Source organism: Paraburkholderia domus, assembly GCF_905220705.1.
Lineage (GTDB): Bacteria > Pseudomonadota > Gammaproteobacteria > Burkholderiales > Burkholderiaceae > Paraburkholderia > Paraburkholderia domus.
The window spans coordinates 1-22,945 of sequence record NZ_CAJNAT010000055.1; the positions used below are offsets into that span (position 1 = coordinate 1).

General features: G+C 56.1%; 19 protein-coding genes and 2 pseudogenes. 13 read left to right on the forward strand and 8 right to left on the reverse strand.

Annotated features, from left to right (window positions below):
- Positions 1–799 precede the first annotated feature (799 nt).
- Positions 800–1,294, reverse strand: coding sequence for an HAD domain-containing protein (locus KHO31_RS38070; RefSeq protein ID WP_211625954.1), 495 nt, complete (start codon positions 1,292–1,294; stop codon positions 800–802).
- A 669-nt stretch (positions 1,295–1,963) separates the two neighbouring features.
- Between KHO31_RS38070 and KHO31_RS38075 the strand changes: the two genes are divergently transcribed.
- The 12 genes and pseudogenes from KHO31_RS38075 to KHO31_RS38130 all read left to right on the forward strand — a co-directional run.
- On the forward strand, positions 1,964–2,503 hold the full coding sequence (locus KHO31_RS38075) for a DUF6471 domain-containing protein (protein ID WP_051224115.1): 540 nt from the start codon (positions 1,964–1,966) through the stop codon (positions 2,501–2,503).
- A 565-nt stretch (positions 2,504–3,068) separates the two neighbouring features.
- Positions 3,069–3,335, forward strand: coding sequence for a BPSL0761 family protein (locus KHO31_RS38080; RefSeq protein WP_211625956.1), 267 nt, complete (start codon positions 3,069–3,071; stop codon positions 3,333–3,335).
- Positions 3,336–3,448: 113 nt separating this feature from the next.
- A complete protein-coding gene (locus tag KHO31_RS38085) occupies positions 3,449–3,979 on the forward strand; it encodes a hypothetical protein (RefSeq protein ID WP_211625964.1) in 531 nt (176 codons plus the stop codon).
- Positions 3,980–4,048: 69 nt separating this feature from the next.
- On the forward strand, positions 4,049–4,474 hold the full coding sequence (locus KHO31_RS38090) for a putative phosphothreonine lyase domain-containing protein (RefSeq protein ID WP_211625966.1): 426 nt from the start codon (positions 4,049–4,051) through the stop codon (positions 4,472–4,474).
- Between the two features lie 31 nt (positions 4,475–4,505).
- A complete protein-coding gene (locus tag KHO31_RS38095) occupies positions 4,506–4,751 on the forward strand; it encodes a helix-turn-helix domain-containing protein (protein WP_211625968.1) in 246 nt (81 codons plus the stop codon).
- Between the two features lie 110 nt (positions 4,752–4,861).
- Positions 4,862–5,591, forward strand: a pseudogene (locus KHO31_RS38100) (SIR2 family NAD-dependent protein deacylase).
- Positions 5,592–5,746: 155 nt separating this feature from the next.
- Complete coding sequence (locus tag KHO31_RS38105) at positions 5,747–6,097, forward strand: hypothetical protein (protein WP_211625970.1); 351 nt, start codon at positions 5,747–5,749, stop codon at positions 6,095–6,097.
- Between the two features lie 178 nt (positions 6,098–6,275).
- A complete protein-coding gene (locus KHO31_RS38110; protein ID WP_211625972.1) occupies positions 6,276–7,604 on the forward strand; it encodes a hypothetical protein in 1,329 nt (442 codons plus the stop codon).
- 312 nt (positions 7,605–7,916) lie between these two features.
- Complete coding sequence (locus tag KHO31_RS38115) at positions 7,917–8,993, forward strand: hypothetical protein (protein WP_211625974.1); 1,077 nt, start codon at positions 7,917–7,919, stop codon at positions 8,991–8,993.
- 418 nt (positions 8,994–9,411) lie between these two features.
- A complete protein-coding gene (locus KHO31_RS38120; RefSeq protein WP_211625976.1) occupies positions 9,412–9,789 on the forward strand; it encodes an HNH endonuclease in 378 nt (125 codons plus the stop codon).
- 16 nt (positions 9,790–9,805) lie between these two features.
- Complete coding sequence (locus KHO31_RS38125; protein WP_211625978.1) at positions 9,806–10,729, forward strand: HNH endonuclease; 924 nt, start codon at positions 9,806–9,808, stop codon at positions 10,727–10,729.
- Positions 10,730–10,767: 38 nt separating this feature from the next.
- Positions 10,768–11,007 (forward strand): annotated as a pseudogene (locus tag KHO31_RS38130) (SOS response-associated peptidase family protein); the annotation flags it as partial.
- Positions 11,008–11,125: 118 nt separating this feature from the next.
- Here the strand turns inward: KHO31_RS38130 and KHO31_RS38135 are convergent.
- Positions 11,126–12,565 (reverse strand): hypothetical protein, encoded by a 1,440-nt coding sequence (locus tag KHO31_RS38135; protein WP_211625980.1) that lies wholly within the window; start codon positions 12,563–12,565, stop codon positions 11,126–11,128.
- A gap of 60 nt (positions 12,566–12,625) precedes the next feature.
- Positions 12,626–13,459: a three-Cys-motif partner protein TcmP gene (tcmP, locus tag KHO31_RS38140; RefSeq protein WP_236071715.1), complete on the reverse strand. Its 834-nt coding sequence runs from the start codon at positions 13,457–13,459 to the stop codon at positions 12,626–12,628.
- Between the two features lie 119 nt (positions 13,460–13,578).
- Between tcmP and KHO31_RS38145 the strand changes: the two genes are divergently transcribed.
- Positions 13,579–14,844, forward strand: coding sequence for a three-Cys-motif partner protein TcmP (locus KHO31_RS38145; protein ID WP_211625983.1), 1,266 nt, complete (start codon positions 13,579–13,581; stop codon positions 14,842–14,844).
- On the opposite strand, the gene KHO31_RS38150 is transcribed toward KHO31_RS38145, so the two are convergent.
- From KHO31_RS38150 to KHO31_RS38170, 5 genes are all read right to left on the reverse strand, one after another.
- On the reverse strand, positions 14,837–15,586 hold the full coding sequence (locus tag KHO31_RS38150) for a DUF5131 family protein (protein WP_211625985.1): 750 nt from the start codon (positions 15,584–15,586) through the stop codon (positions 14,837–14,839). The two genes, KHO31_RS38145 and KHO31_RS38150, sit on opposite strands and share 8 nt — an antisense overlap.
- Before the next feature lie 605 nt (positions 15,587–16,191).
- Positions 16,192–17,805: a hypothetical protein gene (locus KHO31_RS38155; protein WP_211625986.1), complete on the reverse strand. Its 1,614-nt coding sequence runs from the start codon at positions 17,803–17,805 to the stop codon at positions 16,192–16,194.
- A 286-nt stretch (positions 17,806–18,091) separates the two neighbouring features.
- Positions 18,092–18,949, reverse strand: a complete 858-nt coding sequence (locus KHO31_RS38160) for an HNH endonuclease (protein WP_211625988.1) — start codon at positions 18,947–18,949, stop codon at positions 18,092–18,094.
- 6 nt (positions 18,950–18,955) lie between these two features.
- The gene (locus KHO31_RS38165) at positions 18,956–20,533 is read right to left on the reverse strand and encodes an AAA family ATPase (protein ID WP_211625991.1); all 1,578 of its coding nucleotides are present in this window, start codon (positions 20,531–20,533) and stop codon (positions 18,956–18,958) included.
- Between the two features lie 153 nt (positions 20,534–20,686).
- The gene (locus tag KHO31_RS38170; protein WP_236071718.1) at positions 20,687–22,657 is read right to left on the reverse strand and encodes a S8 family peptidase; all 1,971 of its coding nucleotides are present in this window, start codon (positions 22,655–22,657) and stop codon (positions 20,687–20,689) included.
- Positions 22,658–22,945 lie beyond the last annotated feature (288 nt).

Below are 22,945 nucleotides of genomic sequence, written 5' to 3' on the forward strand. Positions count from 1 at the left end.
CGACCCGCCGACCGGCCGTGGATAACTCCTGGACATCAGTTCATGGCGTCCACAAAACGGGGAGTTCGCGAAAGGCCTTGACAACTTCCTGCTCATAGAAGGGGGCTTGCCAGGAGCACTCAGGGGGAGGGGAGGACTGAAGAAAGGGTCGAACGGAGGGTGGGACGAGAGGGAATTGCGGCGCGCAGGCTTTTGATAAAAAACAGGGCCAGGTTTATGCTGACCGCTGAGTCGCCGCCAGACGGGTGGCGGCGATTTGGGGCGGACAGATTTGAAGGGATTTAGCCGGAGAAGGTCGATTTTCGATGTCATTTGGCGAAATATTTCACGTTGGTTACAGGCGTGAGAATGCTTTGACGCTCAGTGACCCCCGTGAGAAAATCACGGTGCTAGGCGTGGTCTTCCTCACGGGAGCCGCCGGGGGCCGCGGTTCAAGTTCGCTTGGGCTTAGCGGCCCTCTTCTTTTTTGCGCGTTCGTCACACAAAAAAGCTGGCGTGGCCGTTGTCCCATCGAAGGGATGGTCAAGGGGACAATTTTCGCGTGATGTGCGCTCCTCAAAAGTTGGTTGTCGGTTGCAAAATTGTATTCGGAAGGTGGCTACAAGAGAAGCCGTTTTTTCCAAATTTCCTCGCGATGATGTTAGCTATTCTCAAGCTAACAACGAGAGAAGGTATTACTTGCGATTTGCGTTTTATGTCGTATACGAAGGCACTTTCGCTTTTTACGGTATATGTAAAAGGAGCGCAGAATCGAACGCCGTCGAGTTCGAATGGTGCAGAAAGTAATCTGCAATACTTATCAATCCGAGCATTGGGATTCGATATGCTGCAGCAACTTTATTCGCCTTTCGAGGCTCCTCTGCGCGGCTCGATTGCCCAGTCCTTCATGTGGATGGATGAGCAGCAATTTGGGTAAAAATTCACTCGAATAGACAGCGTTGGCGTGGTCGAGGATGACGCTCGCTCGCTCTCGGCGACTAAGGATGTGCCGCGCCGCTTCGTTGAGCCTCGCCGGTCTCGTGGGATAGCTGGGCACGCCTTCCAGGACACTTCCGGTGACCCGGGACGCCAGCGCGCTCGGGAGGAGCTCCATGCAAGCGGCAACCCCGATGTAGAAGGTCCACCACGTGTTGAGCACGATGTTTATGTTTTCGCGCTCACCTAGAATCTTCACGAGGATATTTACATGTTCCAGTGCCTTGCTTCCGACCGCTGTCAACGAAGGAACGCATCCTTCCACGTAGAGCACTTGGTCAGGGTGCAGGACACCGTCAAAGTTGAGATACAAATCCATTGTCATCCCCTTTGCGAGGCTCGAGAGTGTCGGCAAACTAATCGAAGTCCAGGAGTTGCTGGAGCGCGGATTGGAAGTTGACGAGGTTGCTGGATGAAGCCATACCGACGGTAATCGACCTCTCGATGTACTCGAACGGGATGGTCATTGGGTCTCCGTCAATGATGGTCAGGCGCTGGGGATTCCGACGGGCTATGTCCGACCGCAACAGGTCAACCTTGCGTTGCGTGCTATACGACCGTCGATGCGCTCTGTTGCCTCGCATGGTCGCGCCGATGGTCTTCTGCGCTAATTCGAGCGGCATGAGGCGGCGGAGCGTACAGTATCCATAGTCCGCAACCAGCCAGCTATTGAGCACAATCGCAAGGTCGGCCCGGTCACGGACGGTATCCCCCAGGCATGCAAGTAGGATGCTTTGCGATGAAGACTCTCGGGCTGGTTGACGGGATAGCGAGGAACAAAGTAGCCTGGGAAACAGAAGGCGCTCGGCACCCAAGTACAGAATAGAGTTCATGGTGAAATCCGACGGCAGAGGACCGAACTCGACTCATGCTCCTGAGCAACGTCAAATGGTGAGCATGGGGCAGCGGTCGATGCGAACGGTTCGTCGGAATTTGGTCTTTGACTTTTCGACGACTCACGTGGGTTACCACACACAAACCATAGTTCATGTCAACGCGAAATCAAGCGAAAGTTAGCGAACTTATCGATGGGCCGTGGGAGAGGCTGTCTTCCCGCGCCCTACGCGTCATGCTGACCCGTCGAGACGTGAGCTACTCACAGCTTGCGAAGGCATTGACGCAGATTGGGGTTGCGGAGTCGGAGCGGTCGATAGAAGGCAAAGTCCATCGTGGAACGTTCCGGCACACGTTCTTCCTGCAAGTTCTGACGGCTTCGAGTTCTTTGTACCCCGACCGGTGGGCCCGTGCACTCCAGACCGATATGAGTTGGGAGGAACGTGCCGCGGCCATATTGCGCGGGGAGTTGTCCCTTCAACCTTGGCTAGACTGGGTGAAACTCTCGAACCGTCTCGAAGAGATAGGCGTTTGTGTGGAACCCGAGACATTACGTGTGCAGATTGAAGACGGTTCTTTCTCGACCGCACTGTTCCTCCAATGCGCGACTGTCTGTCGTTTTGCAGGCGTTCACCTTTTTCTTGACCAGTTCGACCTGAACGAGGCTGCATTAGCCGGCGCTTCCGCGACCTGAGCGGAATATCCGCAAAACCCCTTGCTCTTTTCCTCGGCCGTTCTATATTTCCTCTGTAGCTCAAGTCGCGTGGGTAAACCCACGCAAATTCGTAAGAAAAAAGTAAAAGTACATCTCGTCTTACGTAGCGTTCACGCAGGTATTCAAGCGCTTCCGTGAAGTCTGCGCCTTCCTCGATGTTCGCGCCGAACGGCCGCTTCAGTTGATTTCAACGCTTGCATAGGCCTGAGATGCTAGGAGATAGCGATGCCAGTCTGGCGAGTCGCATCTGTCAACGATGAACCGCAGTTGTCGCTGGTTCACTGGAAAATTCTGGAGACGCAAGCAGGGTCCCGCCATTTCGCGGGTCAAGACGAGCGCGACCTCACAGGACGTGTTAGCACGCCCATCTTGGAGTTTGACCAGGCGTTAATGCGCGGTACGACTCAGTCAGGTCGCGTGTACCAACTCGTTGGACCAAATGGCTGGTCGGGCAACGCGCAATACCTGTGGGAGCGCTTCTGCGCGCTGAACAACGTGACTTTCTACTCGGACGTCACAAGAAATATGTTCAACGGAGACACAAATGACGACTCCAGCAGAGCGGACTAAAGCCGTTAGAGAGACGCGCGAGCTGCTTCAGGTGCTCACTGAGCCGAATACGGTCGACGTGCCGGGGCTTATTCAAACAGTTGCGAGAAATGTGCTGCGGCACTACCCATCGGATGTCGACCTCGCTGTGTCAGCGAGCGCACTTCCGAAAATCTGGGCCCAGCCGACTGTCGCGGGGACTGACGAACTGACAGCGTGCGCTCGCGTCGTTCCGTTGTTCGCGACGCGGACCGACGAATAGCGTACCAAGCGAGGTCGACCATGCCCCCCCGTCGAGACGGCTCAGCAGCTGAACCGTCGTCCCCCGATGCGCATGTATTAGAGCTTCTGCGGAGCGCCGCAGTTGCAGTAACCTTGTTTGACCCCATCGGAGCCCGAGCGCTTCTTAGGCTGCCGGACGCCGAAATCGGGCGCCGCTTCAAACGTGCACTCGTGAGAGTTGCGGGGCTGGCCACAGTATTGAACATAGAACAACGTTCGATTCGTGAAGAAAGCGCGCAACGGCGGAATGAGCTAGGCTCAAATCGAGGGGAGTCGACGCCGGCGCGCTTGGTTGCCAACGCAAAGTTAATACACTTCTCTCATTTCTGTGCGGTAATCGGGTTCACCCCTCAACGGGTCAATAAAGAGGTCGCTGCTCAGCGCATCTTCAATGTTGACATCGACGATGAACCGTATTTCCCCGCATTCTTCTTGGTTGAGCAAATTCGACGAAAGGACTTAGCGAAGGTCGTGCGAACGCTTGGTGATTTGGCAGGCTGGGACAAGTGGGGCTTTTTCACTACGCCCAATAGCTCGCTGGATGACCTGACACCGTTGCAAGCGCTCTTCTATGGCGATAGGAAGAAAGTGTTGCGCGTCGCCGCGAAGTTCGCCAAGCAATGAGGAATCTGTCGTCGGCGATTGGCCGCGACACCCTTACCAAAGCGGATTGATATTAAAGCAGAGGCTTCCATGAAAGAAGGGATTGGTGCGGGGGAGCAATTGTTCAGGAAATCGGACAAGCCTTCTCAGGACTTGAGTTGCAACTGGCACTATAAAAAGTCCTCGAGCTACAACGACTTCGCCTCCACCGAGGCGACAGGCAAATGGTGCATCTTTGTGAGTACGACCGACGTGGACGAGGAGTGGCGCAAAATCAGCGAAGCTATCGAGAATGACCGTCTGATATGTGCCAAGGTGTCCACCGCTCTGCGCAGCATGGGTCGCGATGGGCACGTCATCTGTGTCTACACGAGGGACTGGGCCGATAGGCAGGACCTCATGCATGCCCGCGAAGTGCTGCTGTCGCTGGGCTTCGTGAAGGAGCTCGGCTACAAGCGTGACATTGATACACGGAACAGGATTTACGGCGCTGGCGAATGGTACCTACGTGCGTAGCCAGCCGCCGCAATCTAACCGGTGAGCCACAATGTCGACGAACGCGAAGATTCCACCGCCGCCTGACGCCGACGATTTCATGTCCACCGCCGAAGCCGCGAAGCTGCTATTCGTTTCCCGTCCACATGTCGTGAAGCTGCTCAGGCAAGACAAACTCAAGCTTCACCACAAAGCTGGGAACACCCGATTCCTGACGAAGGCGTCAGTGCTGGCCTACCAGGCACGCCAGCGTGCTGCGGAAAAAGCCTACCAAGCTTCAACAGGTGACAACGAATGAGCGGAATCTAATGGAGTCTACCCGTGTCCGACTCACAAGATGAGAAGCTGGAGAAAGCGGTCCTTTGGCTGCGAGAAGCCGACGGTCTGCTCATCACCGCCGGCGCTGGTATGGGCGTTGATTCGGGCCTTCCAGATTTCCGCGGTCAGGAAGGTTTCTGGCGCGCGTATCCCGCGCTTCGGCGTCAACGTCTCTCGTTCGAGGACATGGCAAACCCAGCAAGGTTTGCGGAGCATCCGGAACTCGCGTGGGGCTTCTACGGACACCGCTTGAAGCTTTATCGCGACACCGTTCCACACGAAGGCTTTGCGATATTGCGCAGTTGGGCGGACCGAACGAGTCATGGGGCTTTCGTGTTCACCAGCAACGTCGATGGACAGTTCCAAAAGGCCGGGTTCCCGGAACACCGTGTGCACGAATGCCATGGGTCGATTCACGCACTGCAATGTCTGGAGACCTGTACGGACGATACCTGGTCGGCGACAGATTTTCATCCGCTCGTAAATGAAGCAACCTCTGAGTTGGAGAGCCCGTTGCCCTCGTTGTGGCGCTCTGGCGCGTCCGAATATCCTAATGTTCGGAGACTGGGGTTGGGGTGGCCTTCCGTATGAGAAGCAGCAGCAGCGGCTCGCGTCCTGGATTTCTTCCGTGTCGAAGCTGGTTGTCGTGGAGGTGGGCGCCGGTAAAGCTTTGCCGACGGTACGACGCTTCGGCGAACGATTCTCGGCGCAGAGGCTGATTCGGATTAACCTTCGAGAGTCGACTACGAACCCCGCGCATGGTGTCGGTTTCGAGGCCACGTCTGTCGCGGCGCTCAAGATGCTTGACGCCCAGTTGTGAGTGTTTGTAAATCACAGTCAACCGCATAGTGTGGGTACATCTTGGCAGCCAGGTGTTTGCGCTGCGCTGAGCAAAATCGCGCGCGGGGCGACGACATGCGAGGCGTGGCCGGTGGTCACACCGACTCGGCATTTGCTGCAGCTACAGAGAACGAGATGACGGACCGACAAGTGCCCAGCGATTTTCCGAGAGAGCCGGACCCCGGTTCCATAGCTGGGGTTCAACCAAAACTTCTCGTTCGCGAAGTCGATGGACGTTATCAAAGCGGTCTCACGGACGAGCAACTGTGGGTACGTTATGACGCGTGCGAGGACCTCGCTGGTCAGCTATCCGGGTACGTCTCGCGAAAGATTAATACCTCTGGTCTGTCGCCAGACGTGGCATTGACCCGGGCCGAGAAAGGCTTGAGATTGAAGGTCGACTTGGGTGAGTGGGACTTTTCGGAGGCAGAAGTGGCGTGGGTCATCAAACGCACGCAGCAGCAACTGGCTGCGACCGATGACTAGCCGGTAAGCCCACCGGTTTCCTGCGCGAAGCGCCGGACTAGCATAGCGAAAGCGTTCGCTTGCAAACGACGAGTTCCCCGTAAGTTTTCCGATTGGCGTGGTATATCATTTCACCCCACGGTGACGACGATTGCATTTTCGCGCGAACCTGATAAATCAAATTCGACCGGGGATAGACATGATAGATAAGGCGCTGGAAGCCCTTCGGGTAGAGCTCAATGCCATTGCAGAGATGGTCAATAATTCAAGTGGCGAAAAGCGACCATTGAACGTGGTGACTCAAGGCGTCGCAAGTCCTGGCGTTGACCGAGAAGACCTCGTCGAGAGAGCCAAATCATTGGCCGAATTTATTCGGGTCCAAGGCCCGGACGAGCTCAGCCTAGAGGAGGGCGCCTATTACGAGGGGTTCATCCAACGCCTTGCAATGCTCAAAGCACACTCCATCCCCAACCTATGGAATGGTAACGGCGGTCCAGCAGTCTCCGCCTACCTTTGGACACTTGACGCTCTTGAGCGCGCCCTGCGGAAGACATGTCAAGTATCGATGGACGAGCGGGCCGAACAGGTTAAGGATTTTCGGGCCGTCCAGAATGCCACACGTGCGATGCAGGCACGCTGTGACAACCTGAAGCCGACGTTTGCCGACCTTGAGCGAATGGCCAAAGAGATTGTTGCCGCGTACCAGGCAGCGGACCAACTACCGACAGATATGGCAAACCTTCGGGAGTCCCGTCAAGAAATCAGCAAACTCCAGGAGGCCGCGACTGTCGCTAACTCGGAGGTCCAGAAATTCGCACGGATGGGGAAAGTCGCAAACGACGAATTCGAAGAAATTGGTGCGAAAGCAAAGCAAGTCCTCGAATGGTCGGAGAACGCTATGCGTTCATCAACGGCGGTAGGATTGGCTGTCGCCTTTCACGACCGCGCCGAAGCTCTTCGAAAATCGATGTGGCCATGGGTTGTGGGTCTCATCATCGCATTGCTCGCCGGCGCGACTGTCGGTGGATTCCAATTGCACGGTTTGGCCGACGCAATCCAGTCATCAACGTCGCCGATGATTGTTTGGACCCGGTTGGCAATATCGATGCTCTCCGTCGGTGGTCCTATATGGTTCGCGTGGCTTTCGACCAAACAGATTGGTCAGCGATTCAGATTGGCGGAAGACTACGCGTATAAGGCCTCAATTTCGAAGGCATACGAAGGGTATCGCAGGGAGGCCCTTGAACTGGACGAAGACTTCCAGAAGCGGCTCTTCGCTTCCGCACTTACGCGGTTGGATGAACAACCGCTTCGGTTTGTCGAAAACGAGACTCATGGCAGCCCATGGCACGAGCTGGCGAATTCGAAGCTGATGAAGGAAGCCATCCGCATCGCTCCGGAACTTGTGACCCGCTTCAGAAACGAGGCCAAGGAAACGGTGGAGAAGGCCCAGGGAGCAGAGAAGGACAAGCCGACGGCGACAGCAGTCGAAGGTGCGGGGACCGCAGACGCAGCCAAAGCCACGTAAGTGGGTAGCGGGCAGTCGACCCGCCGAGGGGAATGCAATGTTGGACAACAACAATAAGCTGCTGGAGCCGGAGCTTCAAAAGTGGTTCAAGAAGGTCACGAATAACCGTGAGCTCGCGAGCCACATCGTGGGCGTCGAGGAGCTAACAGCTCGCGCTGAGCAGCTCAAGGCGACACCGCGCGCCATGGAGACGGTGACTCGCGAGGGCGTCATCAAAGCAGTCAGAATCTGCGCAGTCTTGGCTGATGCGGACCAACTCAGCGCCGACCGAAGCGTTGCGGCGCCGGGCTACCCCAGCTGCGTCCGGATATTGTGCTTACCTCCGATAGCGGGCACTACATCCTCATCGAGCTCAAGACCATGCCGGCGCCGGAGCGACAGGCCATTCAGGAATTGCTGGCTTACAGCACCTCGATAAAGATGCAAGCGCCATATGTGAACGATTTCATGTTCGTCATTGTCGCGCGCCAATGGGACACTCTGCTAGAGCACGCCACGCGCGCGTTAATCATGGACGGCAAACACGTACTGCCGCTGCAGGTCTTCGAATTGGAAGGCAGTGTCCACGGAGCACGACAATTCGCGCTGCATATCCGGCGCGACCTGTTTGAAGTCAATCTCGTACAGTTTTTTGACCCGTGGCATGCGCTTGTCCCAGCTGAAATCTGCGTGTATCGCCCACGTTTTTCGTTTCACGTCGACAACTACCTTCGCGATGTGTCTCGGGCGGCGATGTACGATGCCATGAAATTGCACCAGACCGGATTTGCATTCTTCTGGACAAGTCCGGACCACGGTTCCCCGACAGAGTTTGCAAGCGGAACGCTGGTTACGGTAAACCAGCACTGGCGTGAAGGCGAGTCGCTGGATGGCTGGTATCCGCGATTTTTGAAAGCCAAGCTAAGCGGGTTTCACGAACTGCACCGAGCTCCCACAAATCGCAATCGGCGACCGGCGAAGGGACCAGAGTCGGACGAGCGTCTTTTGGAACAAGCTTTTGCAAGTGAAAGGGCATCCCATGCCTACAAACAAAGCGCACTGTCGTACGAACTACTCGAGCGGTATCGCAATCGCGACACGGAAAACAAACTTTGGCAGCAGACACCAGCCGCCCGAGACGTTGAAGTCAGTGGGCGCTACTTTCATCTCTCGATGTTCATGGAAGAAAATCTATCTCGTCCCATGATTATCCGGAGATTTGCGGCGTTTGGCGAGCTGGCCGATTTCATGCATGAACACTATCGGCGCATCCCGAGTAACGCCAGTCAGCTTGCAGACCTGATTGATAGGTTTAAGGACTTCAAGATGGAGCACCCTGACGCGTTGCCCGACGAATGGTCCGACGAGGAACTGGAAGCTATGAGGTCGGAGCGGCCAGAGCTGTTCTAGCTTCAGACAAGAAAAGCGGAGCTCGCTCTACTTTTTCCATTTGGGCGTGCTGCAGCTCATATGGAAGGCGCAAGCCTACTTGGAACGCGCCCATAGTTGAGACGCGCGGGAGTTCAGCGCAATTGCGCAAACAGGATAGCGTGATAAAGGTCGCGGGCGCACCAGCGGTTCGCATTAGTGGGATGGATGGAATACTATGAAAAAGTCGCGAGTTGAGTTAGCCGCTCATTCGGTCATTTCAAAGCAGCCTAACGGGCCGCTGCGTCCCTAAAGGGCGGAGCTCAGCGTGCCGTTAACTGTATAGCCCCTCCCAGTCGCACACAGACATCCCTTACCTTTTTCACCCAAGGTGGGTTGGTCAATCAAAACGGACGTGCCGGGGAGAAAGCGACATGCCGAAGGGCAGGTCGCAGATGCAATGGCGGAACCTGCAGATATGCGGGCTGCCCGCTTGTTGCAGGCGCCATCGAAACCTGAACAGCAGCTCGTTCTAAGTCGGGTTTCCAAGAGAAATCCCTACGTCATCGCCGAAGTGCTGCTCAGGGCCGCGGGCATTTGCGAGAGTTGCGAAAGCCCGGCACCATTCACGCGCGTAGATGGCCGGCCGTACCTTGAAGTGCATCACCGGATACGACTCGCCGATGGCGGAGACGACACTGTCGAGAACGCGATTGCACTGTGCCCGAATTGCCACAGAGAAAGGCATTTCGGTGCTGCGTTTAGTGAAGCAGGCAGTGGTACGCCGCCTGAGTTCAAAAGTGACATGACCCAAGGCGACCCAGAGACAGGAAAATAAAGAGGAACGCGCAGTCATGACGACGCTGAGAGACCTGAAGCCGACCAAAAAGCAAAACGTCAAAGAAATCACCGACGAACTCGGCTTGAGGATGACAAACAAGTACGACTGGCGCTTCAGCGATGAGAGTGGAACCTACCTCATTTTTGAATGGCTCGACGACATGCTCGAGAAGGATGGTGAAATTTACTTCCTCGACCAGGCGACGGATTGGGCCGAGAAAAACAGAAGCACTGCTTTGACGGTGCAAATTAATCGAGCGTATGCAGTGGCCAGTGTCATCCTTCAAGCCTACTATACAAAGGCTCCGCTCAACGTCGCCATTATCGAAGGCGTGCGCAGGGTCGTCGGCCTGCGAGAGACTAGCGAGGCGCATCTGCGGCAACTGGATTTGCAGAAATGGTATCCCCATCACCGGGACGAGAACGGATACATCGTCGTTATTCGAGGGAAGCCACAGCCGGACGGGTTCGGCGCATATGAAGACGACCAGCGACGGGCGAAGTTGACCGGCAGCCCCCCGCCTCCGCCGCCATCAAAAACGGTTGAACTCACGCGGACGGCCATCTATGACCGCGACCCGCAAGTGGTGAAGGATGTGAAACGCCGGGCAGCGAGCGGCTGCTGTGAGTTTTGCGGGAAGCTTGGGTTTCCAACTCCACAAGGGACCTACTATCTGGAGGCGCACCACGTCATTCCGCTCAATCTGGACGGCGCCGATACTGTCAAGAACGTCATTGCAATCTGTCCGGACGACCACAGGCGAGCGCATTTCGGCGAAGACAGACACGAACTGCGCGACCGAATGATTTGGGACGTCTTGCACAAGCTCTACCCTGATGACACCGAGTATTACGAGGCGCTGGATTTGCAGTCCGCTCAAATCAGGAAAAGCGAGAAAGGCCCGACGAAACTTGAGGACGTTAGAATCGATTCCTGATTCACAATCTGTACCTCACTCGAGACCGAGCTGAGCACGTCGCCTGCCTGTGGTCGCGATGGGCCAAACCGGGTGAGCCAGGCCTGTTGTCGTTCGCGGCCATCACAGACGAACTGCCGCCCGAGGCTGAATCGGCCGGCCGTGACCGCTGCATCATGCCAATCAAGCCCGAGAACATCGAGGCGTGGCTGAATCCGGAAGCATCAAGCCTGGACGCGATGTACGCCATTCTTGATGGCAAGGACCTGCCGTATTACGAGCACAAGCTCGCGGCGTGAGCCAATGCCTTCGGAGTAAGTACCATGAGACCGACCAGTCGAGAAACTCGGCTACGCGGCGCTGCTTTCTTGGACCAAAATACTGCTTCCGCTCCGGGGTTGCTTTGGGGAGCCCGCGTTATAGCCAATGAGCGCCTTTGCGGGATTGGGCGCCATAGCCAGCTGGCAAAATGACCATGTTTGGAATGAAATTTTTCAACGGTGGTCCACGCCAGAAGTCGGATGAAGTCTCGTCGATGACTATCACTTGGTCCTTGCTATCCACCGGCCCCAGCGCGTGCAGAACGATTGCGATAACAGCTTTCATCGACTCCATGCGCTCGATAGATGAGATAACTTTTTTCATTCGTTGAGCCTCAACACCGGGGCCTTCCAACGTCTCAAATGCGACATGCAGGACAGCGAGTTGGTCGTTGGGAAGCTGGCGTACGGCGCGCGCTATCGTGGTCTTTACGTCCCGTGCTTTCCGCTCGATTGCATCGTCTGCATCGCAACTGAACGTTGCTCCGCTCGCCCAATCCACTGTGCCGAGAAACGTCGAAAAATAGCCGGGAGTTTCGCTCGAGTCTTTTCTCTCGCCTTCCACTGACAGTGACGTAATCGCATTTTCTGGAACCCAGTCGCCGCCGAGCAAGTGACGCAACTTCGAGCCAGCCAACTTTAGTGAGCTCCATTTGAGGTCCGAATCGAGTGCTTTACGGTCAATCAGTCGCGCGCGAACAGTCGCATTTTCGTCGGATGAAGTTGCCTCGCTATCTGTAAGCGGCAGTAGCCCTGCAAGTCGCTTGGACAACCAGTCGTTCGGCAAGGTCTCTAATCTCGTGTGCGCCACAACGTCCAGCCAAACCGATTGGCCCTGTTCGCGCAAGGACGGGACAGCTTCCTCCCAATGGCGCCTCCAAAGCGCCTCCTCTTCAATCGCATACTGAGACCGCGACGACATTCGCTTGCATTCGACCAGAAGTTTTGCCCCGGGCCGTTCGACGCGCATATCGGGTGTCGGGTCACCACCTTCAGGTAGGAACTCCACAGTCCAACCCAATTCGGCATACGAGAGCGCCACAATCACTTCGAATATGAACCCGTCCGGCTCGCGTTTGCGGTCTGTCATCGTCTCTCGCAGCTTGGCATCAAGATTCTGAACGGACCTTGCATATTGCAGCTTGCGTCCAATCACCCCGATGAATGGCAGCGTTCGCGAGGAGTAGTAAGTCGGCATCTCGTACGGGCGAGCGATAGCCAACTCGCACAAATAGAGATACCAAGCGATGGTGTCGTCGAACGCAAGCAAGGGCGCATCGACGTAGCCCATGAGCTCGGCAGATTTTTTCTGAAACTCCGCGGCGATGGCATCGCGTCGGATGAGCCAGGCGTCCACTCCGATTTGCGCGACAAAAGCATCGAAGGCGCGGCGCAACACGACTGGGTCGGGTTCCGAAACTTCGACGTCGGAGTCTTCAGCGGTCAGCGCGGACACCTTCGCCCATGTTGAATGTGTACGCATGAGGCTCTCAAGGCGGCGCTCGTTCTCGCTCATTTCACTAACTGGCTTGGTCACGGTATCGTTTTCAGTGGGTCGAAACGTGTTCAGATGTGTTGCAGAGAGCCGGCGCCGGCATCACATACCAGGGAACGACTGCTGCCTTTCTGCCGGCAACGCGGCGGTATTCCAGAGCTTGGTCGCAAGCGGATGGCGAGCAAGGTGTATGAGGCGATACAGCGGCCCCTTGTTCATGTTGACGAATAGCGGCTTGGATTGCGCGACCTGCATCTTCGTAAGGTCTGTCACGAGTGACTCCCAATACTCGAGGTACGCACCGACTTGCTCGCGCTTCGGAACCTCTTTCAGCCGCAGCTTGTTACGCCAACCCGGTGCGGCGGCATCCAACCTTGAGCTGGTCAGATTGAAGTCGCCCCCTATGTTTCGTTGAACGTCCATCACGCTGAAGTGAATCAGAAGGTCGATGTTCGGTCGCGCCGCAAGCTTGCGAATAATCTCGAAGTCGAGGTGCTCGATATTGAACGGGTCGAGGAAGGCGAAATGCAGCCCCCGAGGCAGCTCGCCGAGCACTTGGTCGACGGTCTTGGAAGCGCTACCTACATAGGCCTGTACCTTGGCACCTGCGTTGCGAAGTCGCGCAGAACAGGCCTCCACGCTAACCGCGTCGGCATCAGCGATGAATATCTCGTTGAATGGCGCCCCGCCACGCTCTGACATGCGCCACGCTGACAGTACGCCACCATCAGATATAACGCCGGACTCACGGTTCAGAACTCGCCCCGGCCCAGAGAAAAGGTCGATAAATGCGGTATAGGGCCACTTCGCCCGAGCCTTCCGAGCCGCATCCACATATCGTGACAGCGCAACGTGCTTGTCTTCCGACCAGGGACCAACCTTCATCACCGGCAAACCGTCTGCCGGGTCGATGACAATCTCGTCGTCGTTTTTCATGGGGACGCCTTTTCTCGTATTTTGGCGCTCAGTAGGACGTAAATATTATGCCGTGATTTCGAAATAACTACCGAAACCTGATAATCTTTTAACAGACCAAGCGCCCCATAAATCCAAGAATGGCAAAGACAGAAGACAAGTATTTCTGGCAGGTCGGGCATCCTCCGCCAATTCTCGACCAGCACAGCGCCGTCAAGCATTCGATTGTCGAACAGTACGTCCAGAAGTACATCGAAACCCTGATGGCTGTGCCAACCATGCCCAAGCTAACCTTGACGTTAGTGGACGGCTTCGCTGGCGGTGGGGAATACCTGAACGACGATGCCGAGTTCGTTGACGGTACGCCGCTTCTAATGATGCGCGGTGCATATTTGGCTCGTGCTAGCGTCAACGTCAATCGTCGCACGCTTCGCGAGGTCGACACCGAGTTCTTCTTCGTGGAGAAAAAGCCAGAATCCGCGGCGTATTTAAGTCAGCATCTGGAGAAACGGCGAGCGGTAGGCGCTGTGTCGCAAGAGGACTTCTTGCGGTCCAAGGTGTTGGCGGGCGGCTTCCTCGACGAACTACCGGGAATCGTGAAGCGCATCAAAGAACGCAAAGGCGGCGGACGGGCGATTTTTCTGCTCGACCAGTACAGCTACAACGCCGTTCCGATGGAGACGCTGCGGTGGCTGATGAAAGAGCTGCCGAACGCCGAGGTCATCATGACCTTCAATGTCGACTCGCTGCTCACCTACATCAGTGACCGTGAAGCGAATCGCAAGGCTGTCCGAAGCATCGGCATAGAAAAATACATCCCGTGGAGGCAGTTAGGCCAAATCAAAGCGGAGCACGGGCGAGCAGCGTTGCAGCGCTACGTTGCGCACGGCATCAAGGCTGAAACGGGTGCACCGTTCATGACGCTGTTCTTTGTCCGGCCACACTCGGCCAATCCCTGGAGTTACTGGCTTGTGCACCTGTCGCAACAGTACAAGGCACACGACGTAATGAAGTCCCTGCACTGGGAGCATTCGAGCGAGTTCGGTCACGAACTCGAGCCGGGGCTCTTCATGCTTGGTTATGACCCGAAACGGGACGAACAATATACTGGCCAGTCTATCCTCTTCGATGACGGCGGTGCAGAGCTCTGCATCGAGACGTTGAAGGACGACCTTGGCCGGGTATTGTCGGGCCGACAGGAACCGCTCACCGTTCGGCAATTGTTGACCGAACATATCTCGAACACTATCGCCGACGAAACGCGACTGCAAATGGTTATCCGGGGTTTGCACGCCGAGGGCAATATCGTGGTGTCGAACAAGGAAGACAGAAAGCGGCGGCCGTCAAAGCACTACAACGCATCCGACATCATTGAATACTCGCCCCAGCGGCGCTTCTTCAGGTGAGCAGTTCGCGCTCGGGCATGTCGTCCCAGGTCCGACCTTCGAGGAGCCGGCCATTCGCGCCCTTCGAACGGCGCACGCCATCGGGGCCCCACGTGCCCCATTGCTTGAAGAAAAACTTCACGCCTTGCTCCTCGCACTGGACCTTGACGTTTTGCACCCATTCTTCGCGCATCGGACGAGCCTTCGGCCCGGATTCTCCGCCGACGATGACCCAGTCGATGTTCTCAAGATTCAGGATACCAATGTCCTCGAGGAGAGGCTCGACTGACAGGAAGCGAACGCCGCCGTCAACCTCGCGCAGCTCATCGATACGAGGCACCCCATACTTGCGGTCCTCAACAGTCACACCCAGCCAGGCGTTCGCCGGAATGTCTCGGCGGCTGCAGTAGCTTGCAAGGCGCTCAGCACGCTTCGTGAGAATCTGAAAGGTGTGTTGCGGACATGCTCGAATTGAGTCGAACACCTGCGTGATGTAGGCGTCCGGAACTGAGCGATGAAACAGGTCGGACATCGAGTTGACGAAGTACACCGTCGGGTTCTTGCGCTTCAGCGGCTCTTCTAGGCGGCCAGGCAGCATGGTTAGCTTGAAGCCGTTCTCATAGCCAGGAGTGCCCATGGCATGAAGACGCTTCGCCATGCCTTCGGCGTAGCAGTTCTTGCAGCCCTTGGAGATTTTCGTGCAGCCCACCGTGGGGTTCCACGTGCGCTCGGTCCACTCAATCTTACTTTGCCCACCGCTCATTATTCGACCTCTCAATTTGGTTGCGATTTTATCGGGCATCCTGCGGCCACTACGAAATAGCCATGCTTGTGTCATGTGCTCGCGTTCTCTCGATGCTCGAATGCGACGACACACCGGTCAGTATAGAGGCATTACTGTATATTCATACAGCAAGTTGCGAAATATGATTGACATTGCCGGCGCGCGCTACGCTCCGAACGCATGGGCATTCAAGGGCATAGGGAAGCGCAGCCGACCCAGTCACGATATGCAACCAACTGCATGGCGACGAAGCAGGACATTCCATACCGGCGATGTACGGCCCACGAAAGCCAACACATGCTCATAGGAACACAAAGAGGATGCAACAGGTCACGGTGCGCGCTCGCCGCAACCGCGCCGGCAGCAGAATATCTTCCTGCTGCAAGATGGCCTGGCCTCACAGCGTATATCGTGACAACCTGGCGGAAGTTCAGCGCATCTTGGACGACCGGACTCGCCTTACTATAAGCACCGCCTCGCAGCCTATGAGGCTAGGGAGTGTATGAATCACTGACACTTCGCGGCTCACTCTGGTGTCAATCGCACACCCGAGCAGTCTTATGTTCTGCCCGGGTGCATGGGTGCTAATCAATCGACGTCCACATTGCGGACGTCGCGCCATCAGTACGCTCCGCGCAGATAGTCCGGACGTTCATTGCCATAAAGCCCGCATCGTTTGATGTCCTGTCGCCCGTCTGAACAAACTCTACTTCCCGGCTGAAAATCAGCTTGATACCGCAACCGTTTGCATCCTCCAACAGCTCTTGTGCCATCGTTTCGAAGCGGGGGGCCGGCTCGTCGAATGAGTTGGAACTGTTCGCATATTCTCCGGTTTCGAACGCCGCGATTTCTGCAATGTCTTTCGCTGTTTCGAGAAGCCTTCGTGCGTCATCGAAATCATCGTTGCGCAGCGAGTTACCTTCGAGACATCGGTACGCCATGGCTCCAGATACCATTTTCATGAACTGGTCGCCGGTATCGGCAGCGAACCCAAGACCATTTTCGTGTTGCGTGAGCAACTCGCCGGGCGCGACATCTAGGGCCAACGCCAATTTGACTATCAGCGCCGGCGCGGCCAGTTCGAAATCCTGCAGCCGCTTCACCTCGCGGAAGGCGACTTCAGCTTTGCTCGCAAGTGCCGCGATTGTCATGGCGCGCTCCGTGGCAAGCGCCTCGATGCGTTGATAACTTGCGCGTGCATGCCAAGTCGAATTGCCTGCGCCTCCGACAGCGAGTAAAGCGTCGGATACGTTACCGGGTAGGGCTTGGCGGTAGCGCAGATAGCGCTGGAACACTGACTTCAGTGTCGAAGCGGCATCGGCTTTCTTTGCCTCGGCATCCTTGCCAGTCATGTCGACCCACGCTACCTCGACGCGAAAGCTTTCGTCGCGTCCCTCGAAATAGAAGCTGCCATGTTCGGCGCGGAAACGGTCGCAACCTGTTGCGTCAAGCATGAGGAACAACTCGCGCTCATCAGAGACGATACGCGCGGTGCGGCTCCGTAGTGCCGTGAGATGAAACGCCGCGCAATACCACGGTGACAGGCTTTCGGGCACAGCACCGTTCAATACAAGCGCGGTCGGGCGAGCCTGCTCGATGTTTGCAATGACCTTCCGAAGCGCAACCCGCAACACATCGTCGCCAATCGGTTGCAGGACGAGGTTTTCCGAAGCGAGGCTGTCTTCCCGAAACTTGACCAGCTGCACCATGAACCACGGCGCATCGACTTGGCTGACCTCCAGTTGGAGTCCGCTGGGATGGCATGAGACTTTGCAGAACGCGGGTCGCGTGCGGGAAGGCATGAGACCGAGAGCGGTCGTGAGGAGGCTGGTGACGGCTTCTCCGATGGACGCCGACGCGCGCGGTTCATGCATCTCTCCGTCAACTGCACACAGAATGACGTGAGTAGCTACAGGTTCGGCTGAGGCTTGCTTTGCCCGCATGTAGCAACTGTGCCCGGCAATACGAGCTAAGACTTCAAGCGCGTGCGATTGCTTCAGCCTGATAGCATGTTCGGAAAGGGCATCACGCAGCGGTCGAGCCATCGACTTGATGTCGACCAAAGTGCCGAGTGCCAAGGCGTGGTAGATGTCAACGGCGATTTCCAGCCTTAGCGTGTGGCCGTTGGCAGAAAGATATGCGCAGAGGATGTTTGCAGCAGATTGCGCGTCGGCGCGCGAAAGGTCAGCAGATGTCATGGCACAACTCCGTTCGTTGCGCTCACTCCGGGCGAAATCGAAAGGCGTCGCGCGTTGCCGTTTGCCTGAAGTGGGCGAGACGGGGTTGTAAAGCCATGGCCATGGAATACGGCCTACACCGGATTTGCCGTACCCGCATTCGCGGTTGCGCAACTGACTGGCTCCGGGCTGCACGGAATGAATGAAATCACAATTCGAGCCGATACGCAACATGCAAGCGTGGGTGAATGTCATGCACTTGAAGTCAACTCTTCCCGCTTTTCATGCGCCGACTGCGCTTTTAGTGTCAGGCGCCTGGGTTTGGCTGGCCGAGTCTAAACCCGCCGTCACAGAACGCGACGCATTCTGTCAATCCATGAAGCAGTGCTGTCTTCCAGTGATTGAGCCCATTCACGCGCTCCTGCGATGTTGCGGACCTTGCAAGGAACTGTGACACTGCAAGCGCGCCCTCGGGGGTTTCGTAAGCACTTTCCAACCCGGTCTCAAGAGAAACGAGGAAGTCTGTGACTTCACCCTTTAGACGAGTGTTGAGGTCAAGTCTCTGAAACTGGTACGTTAGTCTTCGAAAAATACCGTCTGATAGTCCCGGCGTCTGAATAACTTCGAATTGAGTGATAAGCGCCCCGTCCGCCATATTGCATCTCACCACGAAGAATCGCTCGGCGGGAAGGTCGGCAAAATAAGCGTTGATAAAGCGCTGATGTTCATCTTGACCGCCGACAGTCGCGCCTTTCTTCTGGTTGCACGTGCCGCATGCTGGAATAAGGTTGCGCGCATATACGGCGAGGGCCCGATATGTCGAACGCGGCAAGTGATGGTCAAGAGACGTGACCGGCGCGAAGCCGCAAAATGGGCACCGCAGGATGCCGGCCTGCAACCTCGTGCGGAGATGTGCGAGACGACTACCGATTTGCGTGGCATCGTACCCATCGTGTACCGCCTGGGCGGTAACAGCGGAGATATTGTTGGCTTCTAGCCCGGCGCTAGGCTCGCCTCGGTGGACGTCATAGAGCTGATATAAAGTGAGGAACGCGGTTTTTTCGTCTTCTGTCAGTTCGACGACGGGTGCACCTCGCACGGGAGTGACTGCTGTGACCAGTTCATCGAGAGCTGGACCATTGTCTGGCAGAGGGAGTTTCCACATGTGCCGCTACCGAGAGGATGCCAGAACGGACATGACGTATGCGCGCGCCTGAAGGCTTAGTCCACTCGTTTCGAAGAGCATTTCTAGGTCGTCTAGGTTCTGTACCTGCCCGGCAAGTCTTCTCAGCGTCTCATTGAAATCAGTTACCTCTGACGTAAGGTTAAAGACGCTTGAGGTGAGAATTCCTATGTTCTCGCCGAACGTTTCAGCGACGGGGCGGTGAACAACGGTTTGTTCGCCCTCTCGCGATATGACATGAACATGCCTCGCCATTGTTTCTTGCAAGACGACGGGAGAGTGTGTCGCAACCACCGCATACGCGTCCTTCTCAGTTAGCACACTCCGCAAGGAATGCATCAGCGAGGCGAGTAGCGGAGGATGCAAATGAGTTTCTGGCTCGTCGAAGAGAACAAGCGCCCGAGGTTCGACGTAAGCGACCAAGCTGCAAATCACATGCATTACAATTTTGTGGCCTGTGCTCCAGCCGAGGAAAAGTTGCTCGCAATCCTCATTCATCAGTTGGCTAAAAAGCGTAGCTCGAAGGTCGTTGAATGATGGGTCAGCGAGTATTGGCTGCAGTGCGCGGGCAAGAAGAGGGCCGCGCACGTTGGTTCTTATGCGCTCAACAGTTCGCGCGAACTCCGCGCTTAACGTTTGAGCAGATTTGAGCGTCGTGGTTTGCTGTCGGTCTTCAAGCGGCGCATTCGGGTCGTCGGTTACCGATTGCTGCTCCAGTTCCGAGACCAGTTCCGCTCCAATGTCACGGAGCCCACAAAAGATGAAGCGACCGGTACCACGGGCGAGCTCTTCAGAAATCGTCCTGCGTTCCCGCTGTGTAAGTCCTGGGACTTGGAAGTTGTCGAAACCACTATATGAGACGGTTATGACGCGAGAGAATCCAAGACCGACTGGCGTGAGCTCTCCAAGTTGAGCCAGCTTGGGCCGCAATCGGTCGCCTCGCGACGCGTGTGCAAACCTCGCAAGCCGTGCGAGCAATGTACTTTTGCCAGAACCATTCCGTCCAATGACCACGGAGATGCGCCGAGGCAGTTCTGCCAAAGGACCGCCCGCCATCCGTTCTGTCCAAGTTCGCGTGTCCGGAACTTGAGGTGCATTGAACGCAAACTCCACTGGACTGGACCATCCAGACATCTTGAAGGCAAAGTGTGCATCGAGACTTGGCAGTTCACTATAGTTCTGTTCTAGGATTGTCGATGCAAGCGGCAGGAATTCATCCAGCGAGTCGAAATCTCGAAGCACGGACTTTGTCCAACCCATTTCATTCTGGAAGTGCGCGCGGCGCGCGGGGGTGCGGACAATGTCTTTCAGCGCGCCCAGAATGTAGTTGCGGTCATCCTCCGGCATTTCTGCAATGCGCTGATAGTAATCAAGCGACTGGCCAAGTGAGCAAAAATCATCCGCTAGCTCATCGAACGGCTGGTCTAACAAAGATGAATTAGTGGTCGGCTGGTTTGATTGCAGAATCTTCACGTTACCGATATGACTCAGCTGGCCGCTAGCAGTCATGTAACTCAGGTGATACTGGGTTTTAAAGCCAAAGTCGTCCCACCTATCTTGGGTCAAGTAGAAGGTCCGGGGCGCGGAAGGCGCCGGAGTTCCGTTCGGCGATACAACCTGGATTCTAGGAGCCATGCTGTTGCTTCTCGTTTCTTCTGCGACGCTTGAGGTCGTTTGTTGGTAGTAGAAACGGCGGAGACTAGCTCGTCTCGACCGCCTTCAAATCGTTGACTCGCCAGGAATGTCGATGTTAATTGTGAGGTCTTGTTCGATAACTGTCGCGATTGGCGTGTAGAGGTCGGTCTCGATGTCTTCGGCGACACTGAGCGAGATGATTAGCGCATAACGCGCGCGCTCGTCCCATTGCTTCAGCTCTTTCCAATCTTTCCACCAACCACCGACAGCGAAAACGGCCAGCTGCGATTTTGACGCGAGCTGCGCTGCAGTACCGGTCCAGACATCTGAGTGCAACGACCCACGCGACCGCATTTGTAAGCCAAATCGCCATTGTCCCGAGTCCGGGTCCGTAAAGCCGGCCTCGTCTTCGAGGCGCTCTGCCTTATTGATTCGTCGCCGGAACTCATCCTCGTCTTCGGTTGCTGCTTTCACTGCGAACCGAAGTGCGTATGATTGATAGCGGAATTTACTCTGCCAGCCTCTTGAGCTGGGATTAGGCTCCACAAAGTATGAGAGCGTAACGCGCATTTCGACTTGCGCCGCGCCAAGGGCGTCGAGCGCATCGACAGGCCACGGCAGGTCATGTAACTGCATCTCGCCCAAAGTAATCGAACCCTTATCACCGCGGACGTAAGGGTTGAATTCATGCTGGATAACTAGGGTCGGTCGGTGTGCGGTTGAGTATTCGGATTGCTCAAGCTTGGCCATGCCGTAGCCGAACGTGCGGAGGAGCTCTTCTTTTTCATCTCGTTTCGCTCTTGCGGGCAATGTTGCGCGCATAGCAGGTGTGTAGTCGGCTCCGTGCACGACTAGAGCTCGGATTGTCTCAGGCCAATAGTTCGGATAGCGGGCCTGTAGATGGGCGCATATACGAGCCACTTCCGCCGCGGCGGCGCTCGTATCGCCTGAGGCGGCGAGGAGTTCGTTGACCGCGTTGTTCGATGTGCTTAGAACACGCAACGATTCGGGCCAGGCGCCTGGTAGACCATAGCTATCGAGCGAACCGTTTCCACCTTCCGCGACTACATCAGGTTTGAAAGGCCATACCGAGTTCTTCCAAAGAACGGATGTTGTAGACGATGGAGAAAGTTGTCCCCGTTTCGCGATGGCGACCACGCCTTTATGCTTTTTTGTATCGATGCTGACCAGATTTGTGCAGGCGCCCACTGTGAGAGCGTTCCAAGCTTGCGCGGGATTTTGCACGGGACTTTGGGCGTTCTTATCCGGATACTCGCTCCATTCTGGCCACTGTACATTGCCTGCAGAAAGAACGAACAGCCTGGGAATGCGTGGTCCATCATCGAACTCCTCGTCGAGCGTCGTGATGTCGAGTGCAGTTCGACCAAAGGCCAGTTGGTCAAGACTGGCTGACCATTCGGATGGATTCCCTTCGAGATGTCCGACTGAGGTGGTCATCATGGCAAACACTCGCTTGCGGTCGGCCTTCGCGACTTCCACGCGTCCGACGGACTCTATCGCAACGGACCCCCAAAGCTTGGGTGCATTTTGCCCTTTCGGTGGCAATATCTTTACGGACTCTAGGCGATGAGGTAGCGCGATGTGCTGGGCGGAATTCAGGGCGACGGACAAGTCGCCATAGAGGGCCACGCCCGCCATTTCGCTACCATGGCCGGCATCATCGTGCTTTTCCCAGTCGGGGTGGTAAGTGTGCATGTCCTGCACGTGAAGAGCCTGGGCCAGCAACGGGTGTCCACTATTGACGCCCGTGTCGAGAATACAGACATGCGGAACGTCGCCGGCAACGACGGTTGTGCGGTCGGCCAGGTCCAGAATCCAATCAGCCTGCTCGGCAGGAGTTAGCTCACTGAGAAAAAATTCCGCATTCGGTTCAACAAAGCGGATTTCCGCGACCATATCTAGCAGGTCGACCGCTTTCTGGAACGCAGCTCGGCTACCATAAGCGGCTACGACCAAGCGACCGGGAAACTGAACATAGCCCGGCGCAGTCTCGATTCCGACCTTGGCGCCTTCAACTTCGAAAGCAGCAATCAAGTCAGTTGCCTTGACGGAACTTTGTCGCAACCAGACCTGAAACCAGTGATTTTCTTCGTCTTCGGGAGGCGTTGCAGCGTCAGTCCAGAGCTGGGAGAACGCGGCGCGCTGGAAATTAGCAATGGCGTTTACCAGTGATGCATTTTTAGGCTTGACACCCTTCTTGCTTTTTACATCGTAAGCGATCGTTCATTGACGCCCTATCGCCACGCGCCCGGAGAGGCGACGATAGTGTCCACTTAAATCGGAGGTGGACACTATGGCAGCAGACAGCAGCGATCTGAACGA